This window comes from Thermomonas sp., assembly GCF_029945965.1.
GTDB lineage: Bacteria > Pseudomonadota > Gammaproteobacteria > Xanthomonadales > Xanthomonadaceae > Thermomonas.
The window spans coordinates 1-16464 of sequence record NZ_JAQSDO010000018.1; the positions used below are offsets into that span (position 1 = coordinate 1).

Here is a 16464-nt window from a genome sequence, read left to right on the forward strand (position 1 = left end):
ATCCGCGAAGGTGGCCGTACCGTCGGCGCCGGCGTGGTCGCCAAGATCATCAAGTAAGGGTCATCAGGTAAGATCCGCGCGGACGGCTTCGGCCGTCCAAGCAACTGGGCGTCGCCAGCATGTGCTGGCGATACCTGGAAAAGCCGGAAACACGGCAAGGCGGCGCAAGCCGCCGTGCCCGTTTTAGGAACTTCGGTTTCTGCGCGGGCATCGTGACCGGATCCATGGCCGCCAGATCGGCCAATCATCGATACGCCAGTAGCTCAATTGGCAGAGCAGCGGTCTCCAAAACCGCAGGTTGGGGGTTCGAGTCCCTCCTGGCGTGCCACTACGGAAGCGCGATCCGCGCGATCCAGGTAGAGGAACAGAAGTTTTGACCAGCAAGACGCTTGCCAATCATTCCTCCGGCGGGGATATCGTGAAATACGCCGCCGCGCTGCTGCTTGCAGTCGCGGGTCTCGTTGCCTTCTATTGGTTTGATGGCCAGTGGCCAGCCGGCATTCGCATTCTTGCTGTTGTCCTTGGCCTGGTCGCCGGTGCTGCCGTGTTCATGGGCACGACCAAGGGCATGCAGACTCGTGAGTTCCTCTCGGAGTCGCGCTTTGAATTACGCAAGGTGGTGTGGCCCAGCCGCCAGGAAACCACCCGGACGATGTGGGTCGTGATTGCCGTTGTGATCGTGATCAGTCTGGCCTTGGCTGGCATGGATGTGATTATCCAGTGGGGCGTGAAGTGGCTGCTTGGCAATGGATGAGGTAGACAACGTGACCGAAAACTCCGTGGAAAGCACGCAGAACGACAAGCGCTGGTATGTGGTGCATGCCTATTCAGGCTTCGAGAAGTCGGTGGCGCAGGCGCTGCGTGATCGCATCGTGCGCATGGGGATGGAGGCTCGCTTCGGCGAAGTGCTCGTCCCCACCGAAGAAGTGATCGAGATGCGTGCCGGCCAAAAACGCCGCTCCGAGCGCAAGTTCTTCCCCGGCTATGTGTTGGTGCAGATCGTCAGTCACGAGGAGAACGGCATTCCCCGGATCGACAGCGAATGCTGGCACCTGATCAAGGAAACGACCAAGGTCATGGGCTTCATCGGCGGTACCGCCGACCGTCCGTTGCCGATTGCCGACAGCGAGGCCGATGCGATACTGCAGCGCGTTCAAGATGGCGTCGAGAAGCCGAAGCCGAAGGTGCTGTTCGAGCCGGGGCAGCTGGTTCGCGTCGTCGATGGTCCTTTCAACGACTTCAATGGCGTGGTCGAGGAAATCAACTACGACAAGAGTCGCCTGCGGGTGGCAGTGCTGATTTTCGGGCGTTCCACCCCGGTGGAGCTGGAATTCGGGCAGGTCGAAAAGGCCTGAGCCGGCGCCGGGCGGCACCAGCAAGATCTGTTATAGTTATCGGCTTCCTAGCAAAAGCTCAGCGAAGCCAGAACTCCGTACAGCCGCCACGTGCGGCTGTCGGCGCGTCAAGACGTGATACCGGGACACGTGCCGCTTTGGCAAAAATGTTCCCGGCCCGATGGGGAGCCTGACAACAGGCGTTTGCACCCGGAGATAGAGCCATGGCAAAGAAAGTTGTTGGTTACATCAAACTGCAGGTGAAGGCTGGCCAAGCCAATCCTTCACCGCCGGTAGGTCCGGCCCTCGGCCAGCGCGGCCTGAACATCATGGAGTTCTGCAAGGCGTTCAACGCGGCGACCTCCAAGCTTGAGCCGGGTCTTCCGACCCCGGTCATCATCACCGCGTACTCGGATCGCACATTCACCTTCATCACCAAGAGCACGCCAGCCTCGGTGCTGTTGAAGAAGGCGGCGGGCGTCACCTCCGGCTCCAAGCGTCCGAACACCGACAAGGTGGGCAAGGTCAGCCGCGCGCAGCTGGAAGATATCGCCAAGGCGAAGGAAGCCGACCTGACCGCAGCCGATCTGGAAGCAGCAGTGAGGACGATTGCGGGCTCCGCCCGTTCCATGGGCCTGGTAGTGGAGGGTTAAGACATGCCGATGACCAAACGACAGAAATCAATCCTCGCCGCCACCCAGCCGGGCAAGGCGTATTCGATCGAAGAAGCGCTGAAGATCCTCAAGGACGGCAGCAAGGCCAAGTTCGTCGAAGCAATCGACGTGGCCGTGCGGCTTGGCGTGGATGCCAAGAAGTCCGACCAGCAGGTGCGCGGTTCCACCGTGTTGCCGGCAGGTACCGGCAAGTCGGTGCGCGTGGCGGTGTTCGCCCCGGCCGGCGCCAAGGCTGATGAAGCCCTGGCTGCAGGTGCCGAAGCAGTGGGCATGGACGACTTGGCGGAAAAAATGATCGCCGGTGACCTGAACTACGACGTGGTGATCGCGACCCCGGACGCAATGCGCGTCGTCGGCAAGCTCGGCCAGGTGCTCGGCCCGCGCGGCCTGATGCCGAACCCGAAGGTCGGCACCGTGTCGGCGAATCCGGCCGAAGCCGTTCGCAACGCGAAGGCAGGCCAGGTGCGTTACCGCACCGACAAGGGCGGCATTATCCACTGCACCATCGGCAAGGCCAGCTTCGAGAGCGAGGCACTGAAGGGTAATCTGCAGGCGCTGCTGATCGACCTGGTCAAGGCCAAGCCGGCGACTTCGAAGGGTACCTACCTGCAGAAGATCTCGGTCAGCTCGACCATGGGCCCCGGCGTGACCGTGGACCCGTCTTCGCTGTCGCTCAAGTAATGGTTTGAAACTGCCCGGCGATGCCGGGCAGTGCACGAATTTTGAAGGCCCCGCATCGGGTGACCGATGTGGAAGCCGTCAAAGACCGCAGGTGCGGTTCGCGCGTGGCAACGACGGGCATGGAAGCTCACATGGCATGGAATCGCCGTTGCCGAAGGCGGAATCGCTTAATCCGCATCCCATCAGGATGCTGGCCAGCGTAGATGGTGATGCCCTTCTGGAATGTTTTGGTTCAAGACACCTCTGGTCGGCCACCACCGGGATCTAACCCATCCCCGATGCCAAGGATCGGCATCGCCCAGGACCGCCAGCGACTGGAGTCGCGGGCGGAGTTCATAAGAGGAGTGACATATGGCTCTCAATCTGTCCCAGAAACAGAACGTTGTCGCCGAAGTGGCAGAAGTTGCCGCCAAGGCGCACTCCCTGATCGCGGCCGAATACATCGGCACCACGGTCAGTCAGATGACCGCGATGCGCAAGCAGGCACGTGCAACCGGTGTGTTCCTGAAAGTCGTCAAGAACACCCTGGCCGCACGCGCCGTGACGGGTACCGAATACGAGTGCGCCAAGGACTCGCTGGTCGGCCCGTTGCTGTACGCGTTCTCGACCGAGGAGCCCGGCGCTGCCGGTCGCCTGATCAAGGAATTCGCAAAGGGCAACGACAAGTTGCAGCCCAAGCTCGTCGTGGTTGGTGGCCAGCAGTATCCGGCGACCCACGTCGACGTGCTGGCTTCACTGCCGACCCTCGACCAGGCCCTGTCCATGCTGGCCCGCGTGCTGGCCGAACCCGCGACGATGTTCGCGCGTGCGGTCAAGGCGGTTGCCGATCTGCAGGGTGGTGACGAAGCAGGTGTTCCTGAAACAGCAATTTCTGAAGCACCGGCGGAAGCCGCTGCCAATGATGCCGCTACGGATGCCGAACCGGCCTGATCCCGCGAAAAGACAACGTTTCCCTTTCAATATCGAATCAATCCAGAGGTAACATAATGTCCCTGTCCAACGAGAAAATCGTCGACGCCATCGCCACCAAGTCGCTGATGGAAGTGATGGAGCTTGTGAAGGCCATCGAAGAAAAGTTCGGCGTCTCCGCCGCCGCCCCGGTTGCCGCTGCCGCCGCAGCTGGCCCGGCTGCGGCCGTCGAAGAGCAGACCGAGTTCAACGTCATCCTGAAGTCGCCGGGCGACAAGAAGGTCGAAGTGATCAAGGCCGTTCGCGCGATCACCGGCCTCGGCCTGAAAGAAGCCAAGGACCTCACCGAGGCCGGCGGCGTCGTGAAGGAAGGCGCCACCAAGGATGAAGCCGAGAAAATGAAGAAGGATCTTGAAGCCGCCGGTGCGACCGTCGAAGTCAAGTAATCCGTTTTTGGGTCGTCAGCTTGCATCGACGACACGCTGAAGGCTGGGGGCGAAAGCTCCCGGCCTTTGGCCGTTGTTACAAAGCCTAGTTGTTGCAAAGCACTACCTGAGTCGAGTTGACAGTCGGAAGTAGTGGGAGAAGGCGTGCTGGTGCCGGCAATACCAGCAACTTCCCACTGTCAGTTCCAGCCATTCCCCCAGGGCCGCTCCGCGGCCCTATGAGATACGAGGCGCGCGCCCCATGACCACCGCGACTACCAACCAGTATTCCTTCACCGAGAAGAAGCGCATCCGCAAGGACTTCGGCAAAAGCCGTTCGATCCTGGAAGTGCCGTTCCTGCTCGCCATCCAGGTCGATTCCTATCGCGAATTCCTGCAGGAAGATACCGATCCCGCCAAGCGCGAGGACCGCGGCCTGCATGCCGCGCTGAAATCGGTATTCCCGATTTCCAGCTACAGCGGCAACGCCGCGCTGGAATACGTGGCCTACAAGCTGGGCGATCCGGCGTTCGACGAGCGCGAGTGCCGTCAACGTGGCATGAGCTACGGCGCGCCACTGCGCGTGACCGTGCGCCTGGTGATCTATGACCGCGAGTCCTCGACCAAGGCCATCAAGTACGTGAAGGAGCAGGAGGTCTACATGGGCGAGATCCCGCTCATGACCGGCAATGGCACCTTCATCGTCAACGGTACCGAGCGCGTCATCGTCTCCCAGCTGCACCGTTCGCCCGGCGTGTTCTTCGATCACGACCGCGGCAAGACGCACAGCTCGGGCAAGTTGCTGTTCTCTGCGCGCGTCATCCCGTATCGCGGTTCCTGGCTGGACTTCGAGTTCGACCCGAAGGACGCGCTGTTCACCCGCATCGACCGCCGCCGCAAGCTGCCGGTCAGCGTGCTGTTGCGCGCGCTGGGTTACAACAACGAAGAAATGCTCAACGAGTTCTTCGAGACCAATACCTTCCACATCGATCCCAAGGAAGGCGTGCAGCTCGAGCTGGTCCCCGAGCGCCTGCGTGGCGAGACCCTGGACTTCGACCTGGCTGATGGCGACAAGGTGATTGTCGAAGCCGGCAAGCGCATCACCGCGCGCCACGTCAAGCAGCTGGAAGCTTCCGGCGTCGCCGCGTTGGCAGTGCCAGACAGCTATATCGTCGGCCACATCCTGTCGCATGACGTGATCGACGTAGCGACTGGTGAATTGTTGGCCTCGGCCAATGACGAGATTACCGAGGAAATTCTGGTAGCCCTGCGCAAGGCCAGCATCGAATCAGTCGGCACCTTGTGGGTGAACGATCTGGACCGTGGCGCGTATCTGTCCAACACCCTGCGCATCGATGGCACCAAGACGCAGCTGGAAGCGCTGGTCGAGATCTACCGGATGATGCGTCCGGGCGAGCCGCCGACCAAGGACGCCGCGCAGAACCTGTTCCACAACCTGTTCTTCACCTTCGAGCGCTACGACCTTTCCACTGTCGGCCGGATGAAGTTCAACCGTCGCCTGGGCCGCAAGGAAGTCACCGGCGCCTCGGTGCTGTACGACGCCAAGTACTACGGCGAGCGCAAGGACGAAGAGTCCAAGCGCCTGGTGCAGGCGCGCGGCGAAGGTTCCGACATCCTCGACGTGATCAAGGTGCTGACCGAGATCCGCAACGGTCGTGGCCATGTGGACGACATCGATCACCTGGGCAACCGTCGCGTGCGTTCGGTCGGCGAAATGGCCGAGAACGTGTTCCGCGTGGGCCTGGTCCGCGTCGAGCGCGCGGTCAAGGAACGCCTGTCAATGGCCGAGTCCGAAGGCCTGACCCCGCAGGAGCTGATCAATGCGAAACCTGTTGCCGCCGCGATCAAGGAGTTCTTCGGTTCCTCGCAGCTGTCGCAGTTCATGGATCAGAACAATCCGCTGTCGGAAGTCACCCACAAGCGCCGCGTGTCCGCGCTTGGCCCGGGCGGCCTGACCCGCGAACGTGCCGGCTTCGAAGTGCGCGACGTGCACCCGACCCATTACGGCCGCGTCTGCACCATCGAAACCCCGGAAGGCCCGAACATCGGTCTCATCAACTCCCTGGCCGTGTTCGCGCGGACCAACAACTACGGTTTCCTGGAAACCCCGTACCGCAAAGTCGTGGACGGCAAAGTTACCGACGACGTCGAGTTCCTCTCGGCGATCGAAGAGAACGAGTACGTCATCGCGCAGGCCAACGCCCCGCGTGATGCCAAGAACAAGATCACCGCGCCGTTCGTGGCTTGCCGCTACCAGGGCGAGTCGCTGCTGAAGCCGCCGAGCGAAATCCACTTCATGGACGTCTCGCCAATGCAGACCGTGTCGGTCGCTGCGGCGCTGGTGCCGTTCCTGGAACACGATGACGCCAATCGTGCGCTGATGGGCGCGAACATGCAGCGCCAGGCCGTGCCGACGCTGCGTTCGCAAAAGCCGCTCGTGGGTACCGGCATCGAGCGTGCTGTTGCACGCGACTCCGGCGTGACCGTGAACGCCCGCCGCGGCGGCGTGATCGAGCAGATGGATGCCGGTCGCATCGTGGTCAAGGTCACTGAGGATGAGATCTCCGGTGAGCACGATGCCGGCGTCGACATCTATTCGCTGATCAAGTACACGCGTTCCAACCAGAACACCTGCATCAACCAGACGCCGCTGGTGAAAGTGGGTGACGTGATCGCCCGCGGCGACGTGCTGGCCGACGGTCCTTCGACCGATATCGGCGAGCTCGCACTGGGCCAGAACATGCTGGTCGCGTTCATGCCGTGGAACGGCTACAACTTCGAGGATTCGATCCTGCTCTCCGAGCGGGTGGTGAAGGAAGATCGCTACACCACGATCCACATCGAAGAGCTGACCTGCGTCGCTCGCGACACCAAGTTGGGGCCGGAGGAAATCTCCGCCGACATCCCGAACGTGTCCGAGCAGGCGCTCAACCGCCTCGACGAATCCGGCGTGGTCTACATCGGCGCCGAAGTGCGTGCCGGCGACATCATGGTTGGCAAGGTCACGCCGAAGGGCGAGAGCCAGCTGACCCCGGAAGAGAAGCTGCTGCGCGCGATCTTCGGCGAGAAGGCGTCCGACGTGAAGGACAGCTCGCTGCGTGTGCCGCCCGGCATGGACGGCACCGTGATCGACGTGCAGGTGTTCACCCGCGACGGTATCGAGAAGGACAAGCGCGCACGCCAGATCGAGGAAGAGGAAATTCGCCGGGTCAAGAAGGACTTCGACGACCAGTTCCGCATCCTTGAAGGCGCGATCTACGCTCGCTTGCGCGAGATGCTGTTGAGCAAGACCGCCAACGGCGGCCCCGGTGTCAAGAAGGGCGATACCGTGTCCTCGCTGGTGCTGGATGGCCTGAAGCGTTCGGACTGGCTGCAGCTGCGGATGAAGGACGACGACGCGAACGATGCGATCGAGCGCGCCTCCAACCAGCTGGAAGTACACCGTGCCGAGTTCGATCGTCGCTTCGACGACAAGCGCGGCAAGATCACCCAAGGCGACGACCTCGCCCCGGGCGTGCTGAAGATGGTCAAGGTCTACCTGGCGGTGAAGCGCCGGATCCAGCCAGGCGACAAGATGGCCGGACGCCACGGCAACAAGGGCGTGGTCTCGACGATTGTTCCGGTCGAGGACATGCCGTACATGGCCGACGGCGAGACCGTGGATATCGTGCTGAACCCGCTGGGCGTGCCTAGCCGCATGAACATCGGCCAGATCCTGGAAGTACACCTGGGCTGGGCTGCAAAGGGCCTTGGCCAGAAAATCCAGCGCATGCTGGACGCACAGGCCAAGATCGCCGACCTGCGCAAGTTCCTCGACGAGATCTACAACCATGACCGCGCGACCCATGCCGAACGCGTCAACCTGAAGGAATTCAGCGATGCCGAGCTGCTGGTGCTGGCCAACAACCTGACCGACGGCGTGCCGATGGCGACGCCGGTGTTCGATGGTGCCGACGAGGCCGAGATCAAGCTCATGCTGTCGCTGGCCGACTTGCCGTTGCACGGCCAGACCACATTGCACGACGGTCGCACCGGCGAGGCATTCGAGCGCGAGGTCACGGTCGGCTACATGCACATGCTGAAGCTGAACCATCTGGTCGACGACAAGATGCACGCCCGTTCCACTGGTCCGTACTCGCTCGTCACCCAGCAGCCGCTGGGCGGCAAGGCGCAGTTCGGCGGGCAGCGTTTCGGCGAAATGGAAGTCTGGGCGCTGGAAGCCTACGGCGCGGCCTACACCCTGCAGGAAATGCTGACGGTGAAGTCCGACGACGTGCAGGGCCGCAACCAGATGTACAAGAACATCGTCGATGGCGAACACGAGATGGTGGCCGGCATGCCGGAATCCTTCAACGTGCTGGTCAAGGAAATCCGCTCGCTGGCGATCAACATGGAGCTGGAAGAGACCTGAGGACGACGACGGCCCTCTGCGGATCCAAGCGAGCGCAAGCGCGCAACGCACCCCGCACCGGGCCTGACGATTCCCCATCCCCATCCCCGATTCCAGATTCCCGGAGAAAGACATGAAAGACCTTCTGAACCTGTTCAACCAGCAGCGCCCGCCGATCGACTTCGACGCGATCAAGATCGCGCTGGCGTCGCCGGACCTGATCCGTTCGTGGTCCTACGGCGAAGTGAAAAAGCCCGAAACCATCAACTACCGGACCTTCAAGCCCGAGCGCGACGGCCTGTTCTGCGCCGCCATCTTCGGCCCGATCAAGGACTACGAGTGCCTGTGCGGCAAGTACAAGCGCATGAAGCACCGTGGAGTGGTCTGCGAGAAGTGCGGCACCGAAGTGACTCTGGCCAAGGTGCGCCGTGAGCGCATGGGCCATATCGACCTGGCCTCGCCTGTCGCCCACATCTGGTTCCTGAAGTCGCTGCCGTCGCGCATCGGCCTGATGTTGGACATGACCCTGCGCAACATCGAACGCATCCTGTACTTCGAGGCGTTCGTGGTCACTGAGCCGGGCTTGACCCCGATGGAGCGCGGTCAGTTGCTCAATGAAGAGCAGTTCATGCAGATGCGTCAGGAACACGGCGATGATTTTGACGCCGCGATGGGCGCCGAGGCGGTGTTCGACCTGCTGCGCACACTCGACCTGCCAAGCGAGATGGTGCAGCTCAGGGAAGACATTGCATCGACCGGTTCGGAAACCAAGCTCAAGCGCCTGACCAAGCGGATCAAGCTGATCGAGGCCTTCCTTGAGTCGGGTAACAAGCCCGAATGGATGGTCATGACCGTGCTGCCGGTGCTGCCGCCGGACCTGCGTCCGCTGGTGCCGCTGGATGGTGGCCGCTTCGCGACATCCGACCTGAACGATTTGTACCGCCGCGTCATCAACCGCAACAACCGCCTGCGTCGCCTGCTCGAGCTCAACGCGCCTGACATCATCGTGCGCAATGAAAAGCGCATGTTGCAGGAATCGGTGGATGCGCTGATGGACAACGGCCGTCGTGGTCGTGCCATCACCGGTACCAACAAGCGCCCGCTGAAATCGCTGGCCGACATGATCAAGGGCAAGCAGGGCCGGTTCCGCCAGAACTTGCTCGGCAAGCGTGTGGACTACTCCGGTCGTTCGGTCATCGTGGTGGGTCCGACCCTGCGCCTGCACGAGTGCGGCCTGCCGAAGAAGATGGCGCTGGAACTGTTCAAGCCCTTCATCTTTGCCAAGCTGCAGCGTCGTGGCCTGGCCACCACCATCAAGGCTGCCAAGAAGTTGGTCGAGCGCGAAGAGGCGGAAGTCTGGGACATCCTGGAAGAAGTCATTCGCGAGCATCCGGTGCTCCTCAACCGCGCACCGACCCTGCATCGCCTCGGCATCCAGGCGTTCGAGCCGGTGCTGATCGAAGGCAAGGCGATCCAGTTGCATCCGCTGGTCTGCACCGCGTTCAACGCCGACTTCGACGGTGACCAGATGGCCGTCCACGTGCCGCTGTCGCTGGAAGCCCAGCTGGAAGCGCGCGCGCTGATGATGGCGTCCAACAACATCCTGTCGCCGGCCAACGGCGAGCCCATCATCGTGCCGTCGCAGGACGTCGTGCTCGGCCTGTATTACATGACCCGCGCCTTGGAGAACAAGGCGGGCGAGGGCATGGTGTTCGCGAACATCGCTGAAGTGAAGCGCGCCTATGACAACCGCGTGGTGCAATTGCACGCCAAGTGCAAGGTGCGCATCAGCGAGATCGTGATCGCCGATGACGGCAGCCGCAGCAACCAGACCTCGATCGTGGACACGACGGTGGGTCGCGCATTGTTGCGCGAGATACTGCCGGACGGCCTGCCGTACGCACTGGCCAACACCGAGCTGACCAAGAAGAACATCAGCCGCCTGATCAACAGCAGCTATCGCATGCTGGGCCTGAAGGACACAGTGGTGTTCGCCGACAAGCTGATGTACACCGGCTTCGCCTACGCGACCCGCGCGGGCGTGTCGATCGGCATCGACGACATGACCATCCCGCTGGAGAAGAAGGCGATCCTGGCCGAGGCCGAGGCCGAAGTCTTGGAAATCCAGCAGCAGTACCAGAGCGGCCTGGTCACCGGTGGCGAGCGCTACAACAAGGTGGTCGACATCTGGTCGCGCACCAACGAGCGCGTGGCCAAGGCGATGATGGACACGATCGGCACCGAGAAAGTGCAGAACGCGAAGGGCGAGACCATCGACCAGAAGTCGATGAACTCGATCTACATCATGGCCGACTCCGGCGCGCGTGGTTCGCAGGCGCAGATCCGCCAGCTGGCCGGCATGCGTGGCCTGATGGCCAAGCCTGACGGCTCGATCATCGAGACCCCGATCACCGCGAACTTCCGCGAGGGCCTGAACGTCCTGCAGTACTTCATCTCGACCCACGGCGCGCGCAAGGGCCTGGCGGATACTGCGTTGAAGACCGCGAACTCCGGTTACCTGACCCGTCGCCTGGTCGACGTGGCACAGGACGTGGTGATCACCTCGACCGACTGCGGCACCCAGACCGGCCTGACCATGACGCCGATCGTGGAAGGTGGCGACGTGGTCGAGCCGCTGCGCGACCGCGTGCTAGGCCGCATCGTGGCCGAGGATGTGTTCCTGCCGGGCAACGACGAGGACCCGTTCGTCACCCGCAACACCCTGCTCGACGAAGCCTGGGTGCAGAAGCTCGAAGACGCCAGCGTGCAGATGATCAAGGTGCGTTCGACGATTACTTGCGAATCTGCGTTCGGCGTGTGCGCCAACTGCTACGGCCGTGACCTGGGCCGCGGGCATACCGTGAACCATGGCGAGGCCGTGGGCGTGGTCGCCGCGCAGTCGATCGGCGAGCCCGGCACACAGCTGACCATGCGTACGTTCCACATCGGTGGTGCGGCGTCGCGTGCGGCGGCAATCGACAACGTGACGGTCAAGACGACCGGTTCGGTGAAGTTCAACAACCTCAAGCACGTCAATCACGCCAGCGGAAACCTGGTCGCGGTGTCGCGCTCCGGCGAACTGTCGGTGCTCGACAACCATGGCCGCGAGCGCGAGCGTTACAAGCTGCCATACGGCACCACCATCCAGCTCAAGGACGGTGGTGAAGTGAAGGCTGGCCAGACCGTGGCCAACTGGGATCCGCATAACCATCCGATCGTCTCGGAAGTCGCCGGTTTCATGCGTTTCGTCGATTTCGTGGACGGCGTGACCGTGATCGAGAAGACCGACGACCTGACCGGCCTGGCCTCGCGCGAGATCACCGATCCGAAGCGTCGCGGCAACCAGGCCAAGGACCTGCGACCGCTGGTGCGCATCGTCGACAAGAAGGGCAACGACCTCAACATCCCGGGCACCGACCTGCCGGCACAGTACATGCTGCCGCCGCGCTCGATCGTCAACCTGCAGGACGGCGCCGCTGTCGGCGTGGGTGACGTGGTCGCCAAGATCCCGCAGGAAGCGTCGAAGACCCGTGACATCACCGGTGGTTTGCCGCGCGTGGCCGATCTGTTCGAAGCGCGCAAGCCCAAGGAAGCGGCGATTCTTGCCGAGATCTCCGGCGTGGTCAGCTTCGGCAAGGAAACCAAGGGCAAGCAGCGCCTGGTGATCAAGCACCCGGACGGCACCGACCACGAAGAGCTGATCCCGAAGTATCGCCAGATCATCGTGTTCGAAGGCGAGCACGTGGAGAAGGGCGAGACCGTGGTGGACGGCGAGCCGACGCCGCAGGATATCCTGCGCCTTAAGGGCGTCGAGGAGCTGGCTGCCTACCTGGTCAAGGAAATCCAGGACGTCTACCGCCTGCAGGGCGTGAAGATCAACGACAAGCACATCGAGGTGATCATTCGCCAGATGCTGCGCAAGGTCGAGATCGTGGACGGCGGCGACAGCAAGTACCTGCATGGCGAACAGGCTGAGCGCCAGCGCGTCATCGAAGAGAACGCCAAGCTCGCGGCCAAGGGTCTCATCCTTGCCAAGGTCGAGCCGGTCCTGCTGGGCATCACCAAGGCCTCGCTGGCGACCGAGTCGTTCATCTCCTCGGCCTCGTTCCAGGAAACCACCCGCGTGCTGACCGAAGCAGCCGTGCGCGGTACCCGCGATACCTTGCGCGGCCTGAAGGAGAACGTGATCGTCGGTCGCCTGATCCCGGCCGGTACTGGTCTTGCGTACCATGCACAGCGCCGCAAGAACGCGGCTGGCCTGACCGAAGCCGAAATGGCGACACTGGCTGGCGAAAAGCCGGCTGAGGAAGTCAAGGCCTAGGCGGGCGAGTAAGCAATAACAACGCCCTCCTGGCGCATTGCCGGGAGGGCGGTTTTGAGTCGGCGAACTGCACCAAACCAGCGGACATTGCGTTATACTTGTTGAGTTAGATGACGGCTTAGTGCTGTCCAGATCACCAAAAGAGGCGCACGGAGCGCCTCGTGTTGGGCCCAAGGATGGGCGGGATCGCAGATTCGACCATCGTGGGCGCCTTGTGCGCTGCTTCGGTCGTTCGGTATGGCTCGTTTGACGGAATGGTCAAGCGCGGGCTATACTTTTCTGTCTAAGTCGGCTGGATTGCGAACCAATCCGGCCAGCTTCGTCTTTAATTTCTGTTGTTACTTCTGTTTTTAACAAGGGCCACGGCCCCTCAATCGAGCCCCAAAATGGCAACCATCAACCAGCTTGTGCGCAAGCCGCGCAATCCGGAAACCTACAAGAGCAACTCGCCTGCGCTGGAAAGTTGTCCTCAGCGTCGTGGTGTGTGCACCCGCGTCTACACCACGACCCCGAAGAAGCCGAACTCGGCGCTGCGCAAGGTGGCCAAGGTGCGCCTGACCAACGGGTACGAAGTCATTTCGTACATCGGCGGCGAAGGCCACAACCTGCAGGAGCACAGCGTGGTGCTGATTCGTGGCGGTCGCGTCAAGGACCTGCCGGGCGTGCGCTATCACACCGTGCGCGGCTCGCTCGATGCCTCGGGTGTCGCCAAGCGCCGCCAGAGCCGCTCCAAGTACGGCACCAAGCGTCCGAAGTCCTGATCACCACGCCCTGACGTAGGGCGGGTCTTGACCCGCCGTCCAAGCAAATGAAAACGGCGGGTCATGACCCGTCCTATAGAGAAAACGACCTATGTCCCGTAAAGGCAATACTCCGCAGCGCTCGGTGCTGCCCGATCCGAAGCACGGAAGCGAAACCATCGCCCGCTTCATCAACATGGTCATGTACAGCGGCAAGAAGTCCGTGGCCGAAAAAATCGTCTACGGCGCCATGGATGTGATCGGGGAGAAGAACCCGAACGCGCTCGACGTCGTCGAGAAGGCGTTGGGCAACATTTCGCCGTCGGTCGAGGTGAAGTCCCGCCGCGTCGGTGGTGCGACTTACCAGGTGCCGGTCGAAGTGCGCCAGTCGCGCCGCATGGCGCTGGCGATGCGCTGGCTGATCGACGCCGCGCGCAAGCGCGGCGAGAACACCATGCCGCGCAAGCTGGCCGGTGAACTGCTGGACGCTTCCGAGAATCGCGGCGGCGCGATCAAGAAGCGTGAAGAAACCCACCGCATGGCCGAAGCCAACAAGGCGTTCGCCCACTACCGCTGGTGAGTGCTGTTTGACAGCATGTCGGCGCGGGCCCTTTAGGGGGCTCGTCGAGCCCGCCAGGCGCCAAGCGCCTGACACGACAGGCAGGGCTTGATCCTGCACACCACCGACGGCCGCCGCAAGGCGGCCATCGGCCATCCGGAACATCGGTTCCTTTTTCCGTTTCGGCGGACAAAAAACGAGAGACATACCGTGGCCCGCACCACTCCCATCGAGTATTACCGCAACTTCGGCATCATGGCCCACATCGATGCCGGCAAGACCACCACGTCCGAGCGCATCCTGTTCTACACCGGCGTAAGCCACAAGATCGGTGAAGTGCACGATGGCGCCGCGACCATGGACTGGATGGAGCAGGAGCAGGAGCGCGGCATCACGATTACTTCCGCTGCGACCACTGCGTTCTGGTCCGGTATGGACAAGTCGCTGCCGCAGCATCGCCTCAACATCATTGACACCCCCGGGCACGTGGACTTCACTATTGAAGTCGAGCGCAGCTTGCGTGTGCTCGACGGCGCCGTGTTCGTGTTGTGCGCCGTCGGCGGCGTGCAGCCGCAGTCGGAGACCGTGTGGCGCCAGGCCAACAAGTACTCCGTGCCGCGCATGGCGTTCGTCAACAAGATGGACCGCACCGGCGCGAACTTCGACAAGGTCGTGGGCCAGCTGAAGTCGCGCCTGGGTGCATACGCGGTACCGATGCAGATACCGGTTGGCGCCGAGGAAGGGTTTGACGGCGTCATCGACCTGTTGAAGATGAAGCGCATCCATTGGGACGTCCCATCCCAGGGCACCATCTTCGAATACGACGAGATTCCGGCCGAACTCCAGGCCAAGGCCGAGGAAGCGCGCAGCTTCATGATCGAAGCCGCCGCCGAAGCGTCCGAAGAACTGATGGACAAGTACCTCAACGAGGGCGAGCTGAGCGAAGAAGAGATCATCGCCGGCCTGCGCGAACGCACCTTGCGCGTGGAGATCGTGCCGGTTTTCTGTGGCAGCGCGTTCAAGAACAAGGGCGTGCAGGCCATGCTCGATGGCGTCGTGCAGTTGCTGCCGTCGCCGGCTGATCGTCCGCCGGTACAGGGCATCGACGACAACGAAAATCCGGACACCCGTACGGCCGACGACAAGGCGCCATTCTCGGCGCTCGCGTTCAAGATCATGACCGACCCGTTCGTGGGTTCGCTGACCTTCTTCCGCGTCTACTCGGGCGTGCTCAACTCCGGCGACCAGGTCTACAACCCGGTCAAGTCGAGGAAAGAGCGCGTGGGCCGCATCCTGCAGATGCATTCCAATGATCGCAGCGAGATCAAGGAAGTGCGCGCTGGCGACATCGCCGCGGCGGTGGGCCTGAAGGACGTCACCACCGGTGACACCCTGTGCGCGCAGGACCACATCATCACCCTGGAGCGGATGATCTTCCCGGAGCCAGTCATCTCGATGGCGGTGGAGCCGAAGACCAAGTCCGACCAGGAAAGGATGGGCATGGCGCTGGGCCGCCTTGCACAGGAAGACCCGTCGTTCCGCGTGCATACCGACGAAGAGTCTGGCCAGACCATCATCGCCGGCATGGGCGAGTTGCACCTGGACATCCTGGTGGACCGCATGAAGCGTGAGTTCAACGTTGAAGCCAACGTCGGCAAGCCGCAGGTGGCCTATCGCGAGACCATCCGCAAGCATGACGTCAAGGCTGACTACAAGCACGCCAAGCAGTCAGGCGGCAAGGGTCAGTACGGCCACGTGGTCATCGAAATGTCGCCGATGTCGGCTGAGGACAAGGTCAACCCGAACGTCAAGAACGACTTCCTGTTCGTCAACGACATCACCGGTGGCGTGATCCCGAAGGAATTCATCCCGGCGATCGAAAAGGGCATGCGCGAAACCATCACCAGCGGTCCGCTGGCGGGCTTCCCGGTGGTAGGCGTCAAGGCCAAGCTGGTGTTTGGCTCATACCATGACGTCGACTCATCGGAAATGGCGTTCAAACTGGCTGCATCTATGGCGTTCAAGGAAGGTTTCCGCAAGGCCGATCCGGTCCTGCTGGAGCCGATCATGAAGGTCGAGATCGTCAGCCCCGAGGACTACGTGGGAGACGTGATGGGCGACGTAAGTCGTCGTCGCGGCCTGCTGCAGGGCCAGGACGACAGCCCTTCCGGCAAGGTCATCAATGCGATGGTGCCGCTGGGCGAGATGTTCGGTTACGCGACCAGCCTGCGTTCGATGTCGCAGGGCCGCGCGACCTTCACGATGGAGTTCGACCATTACGCCGAGGCGCCGAGCAATGTCGCCGACGCTGTGGTCAAGAAAGGCTAACTGACTTAATTTTCAAGGAATACGACAATGGCAAAGGGTAAGTTCGAGCGCACCAAGCCCCACGTGAACGTGGGCACGATTG

The 16464-nt window shown here is 62.2% G+C and carries 11 protein-coding genes and 1 tRNA gene; all 12 read left to right on the forward strand.

Translation table 11 applies throughout. The annotated features are described in order from the left end of the window. Positions 1-252: 252 nt before the first annotated feature. The 12 genes from PSV05_RS11955 (at position 253) to fusA (ending at position 16382) form a co-directional block, all read left to right on the forward strand. A tRNA-Trp gene (locus tag PSV05_RS11955) sits at positions 253-328 on the forward strand. A 45-nt stretch (positions 329-373) separates the two neighbouring features. Further along, positions 374-754 (forward strand): preprotein translocase subunit SecE, encoded by a 381-nt coding sequence (secE, locus tag PSV05_RS11960; protein WP_300065524.1) that lies wholly within the window; start codon positions 374-376, stop codon positions 752-754. Positions 755-779: 25 nt separating this feature from the next. Beyond that, positions 780-1355, forward strand: coding sequence for a transcription termination/antitermination protein NusG (gene nusG, locus PSV05_RS11965; protein WP_300065544.1), 576 nt, complete (start codon positions 780-782; stop codon positions 1353-1355). A 203-nt stretch (positions 1356-1558) separates the two neighbouring features. Then, the gene (gene rplK, locus PSV05_RS11970; protein ID WP_300065526.1) at positions 1559-1987 is read left to right on the forward strand and encodes a 50S ribosomal protein L11; all 429 of its coding nucleotides are present in this window, start codon (positions 1559-1561) and stop codon (positions 1985-1987) included. A gap of 3 nt (positions 1988-1990) precedes the next feature. After that, a complete protein-coding gene (rplA, locus tag PSV05_RS11975; RefSeq protein WP_300065528.1) occupies positions 1991-2689 on the forward strand; it encodes a 50S ribosomal protein L1 in 699 nt (232 codons plus the stop codon). A 351-nt stretch (positions 2690-3040) separates the two neighbouring features. After that, positions 3041-3619: a 50S ribosomal protein L10 gene (gene rplJ, locus PSV05_RS11980; RefSeq protein ID WP_300065530.1), complete on the forward strand. Its 579-nt coding sequence runs from the start codon at positions 3041-3043 to the stop codon at positions 3617-3619. 56 nt (positions 3620-3675) lie between these two features. After that, positions 3676-4044, forward strand: a complete 369-nt coding sequence (rplL, locus tag PSV05_RS11985) for a 50S ribosomal protein L7/L12 (protein ID WP_300065532.1) — start codon at positions 3676-3678, stop codon at positions 4042-4044. A gap of 241 nt (positions 4045-4285) precedes the next feature. Beyond that, on the forward strand, positions 4286-8455 hold the full coding sequence (rpoB, locus tag PSV05_RS11990; RefSeq protein ID WP_300065534.1) for a DNA-directed RNA polymerase subunit beta: 4170 nt from the start codon (positions 4286-4288) through the stop codon (positions 8453-8455). 112 nt (positions 8456-8567) lie between these two features. Then, the gene (gene rpoC, locus PSV05_RS11995) at positions 8568-12755 is read left to right on the forward strand and encodes a DNA-directed RNA polymerase subunit beta' (RefSeq protein ID WP_300065536.1); all 4188 of its coding nucleotides are present in this window, start codon (positions 8568-8570) and stop codon (positions 12753-12755) included. A 386-nt stretch (positions 12756-13141) separates the two neighbouring features. Then, positions 13142-13516 (forward strand): 30S ribosomal protein S12, encoded by a 375-nt coding sequence (gene rpsL, locus PSV05_RS12000; protein ID WP_300065538.1) that lies wholly within the window; start codon positions 13142-13144, stop codon positions 13514-13516. Positions 13517-13607: 91 nt separating this feature from the next. After that, positions 13608-14075: a 30S ribosomal protein S7 gene (rpsG, locus tag PSV05_RS12005; RefSeq protein WP_300065540.1), complete on the forward strand. Its 468-nt coding sequence runs from the start codon at positions 13608-13610 to the stop codon at positions 14073-14075. 189 nt (positions 14076-14264) lie between these two features. Then, on the forward strand, positions 14265-16382 hold the full coding sequence (gene fusA / locus PSV05_RS12010) for an elongation factor G (protein WP_300065542.1): 2118 nt from the start codon (positions 14265-14267) through the stop codon (positions 16380-16382). Positions 16383-16464: the final 82 nt, after the last annotated feature.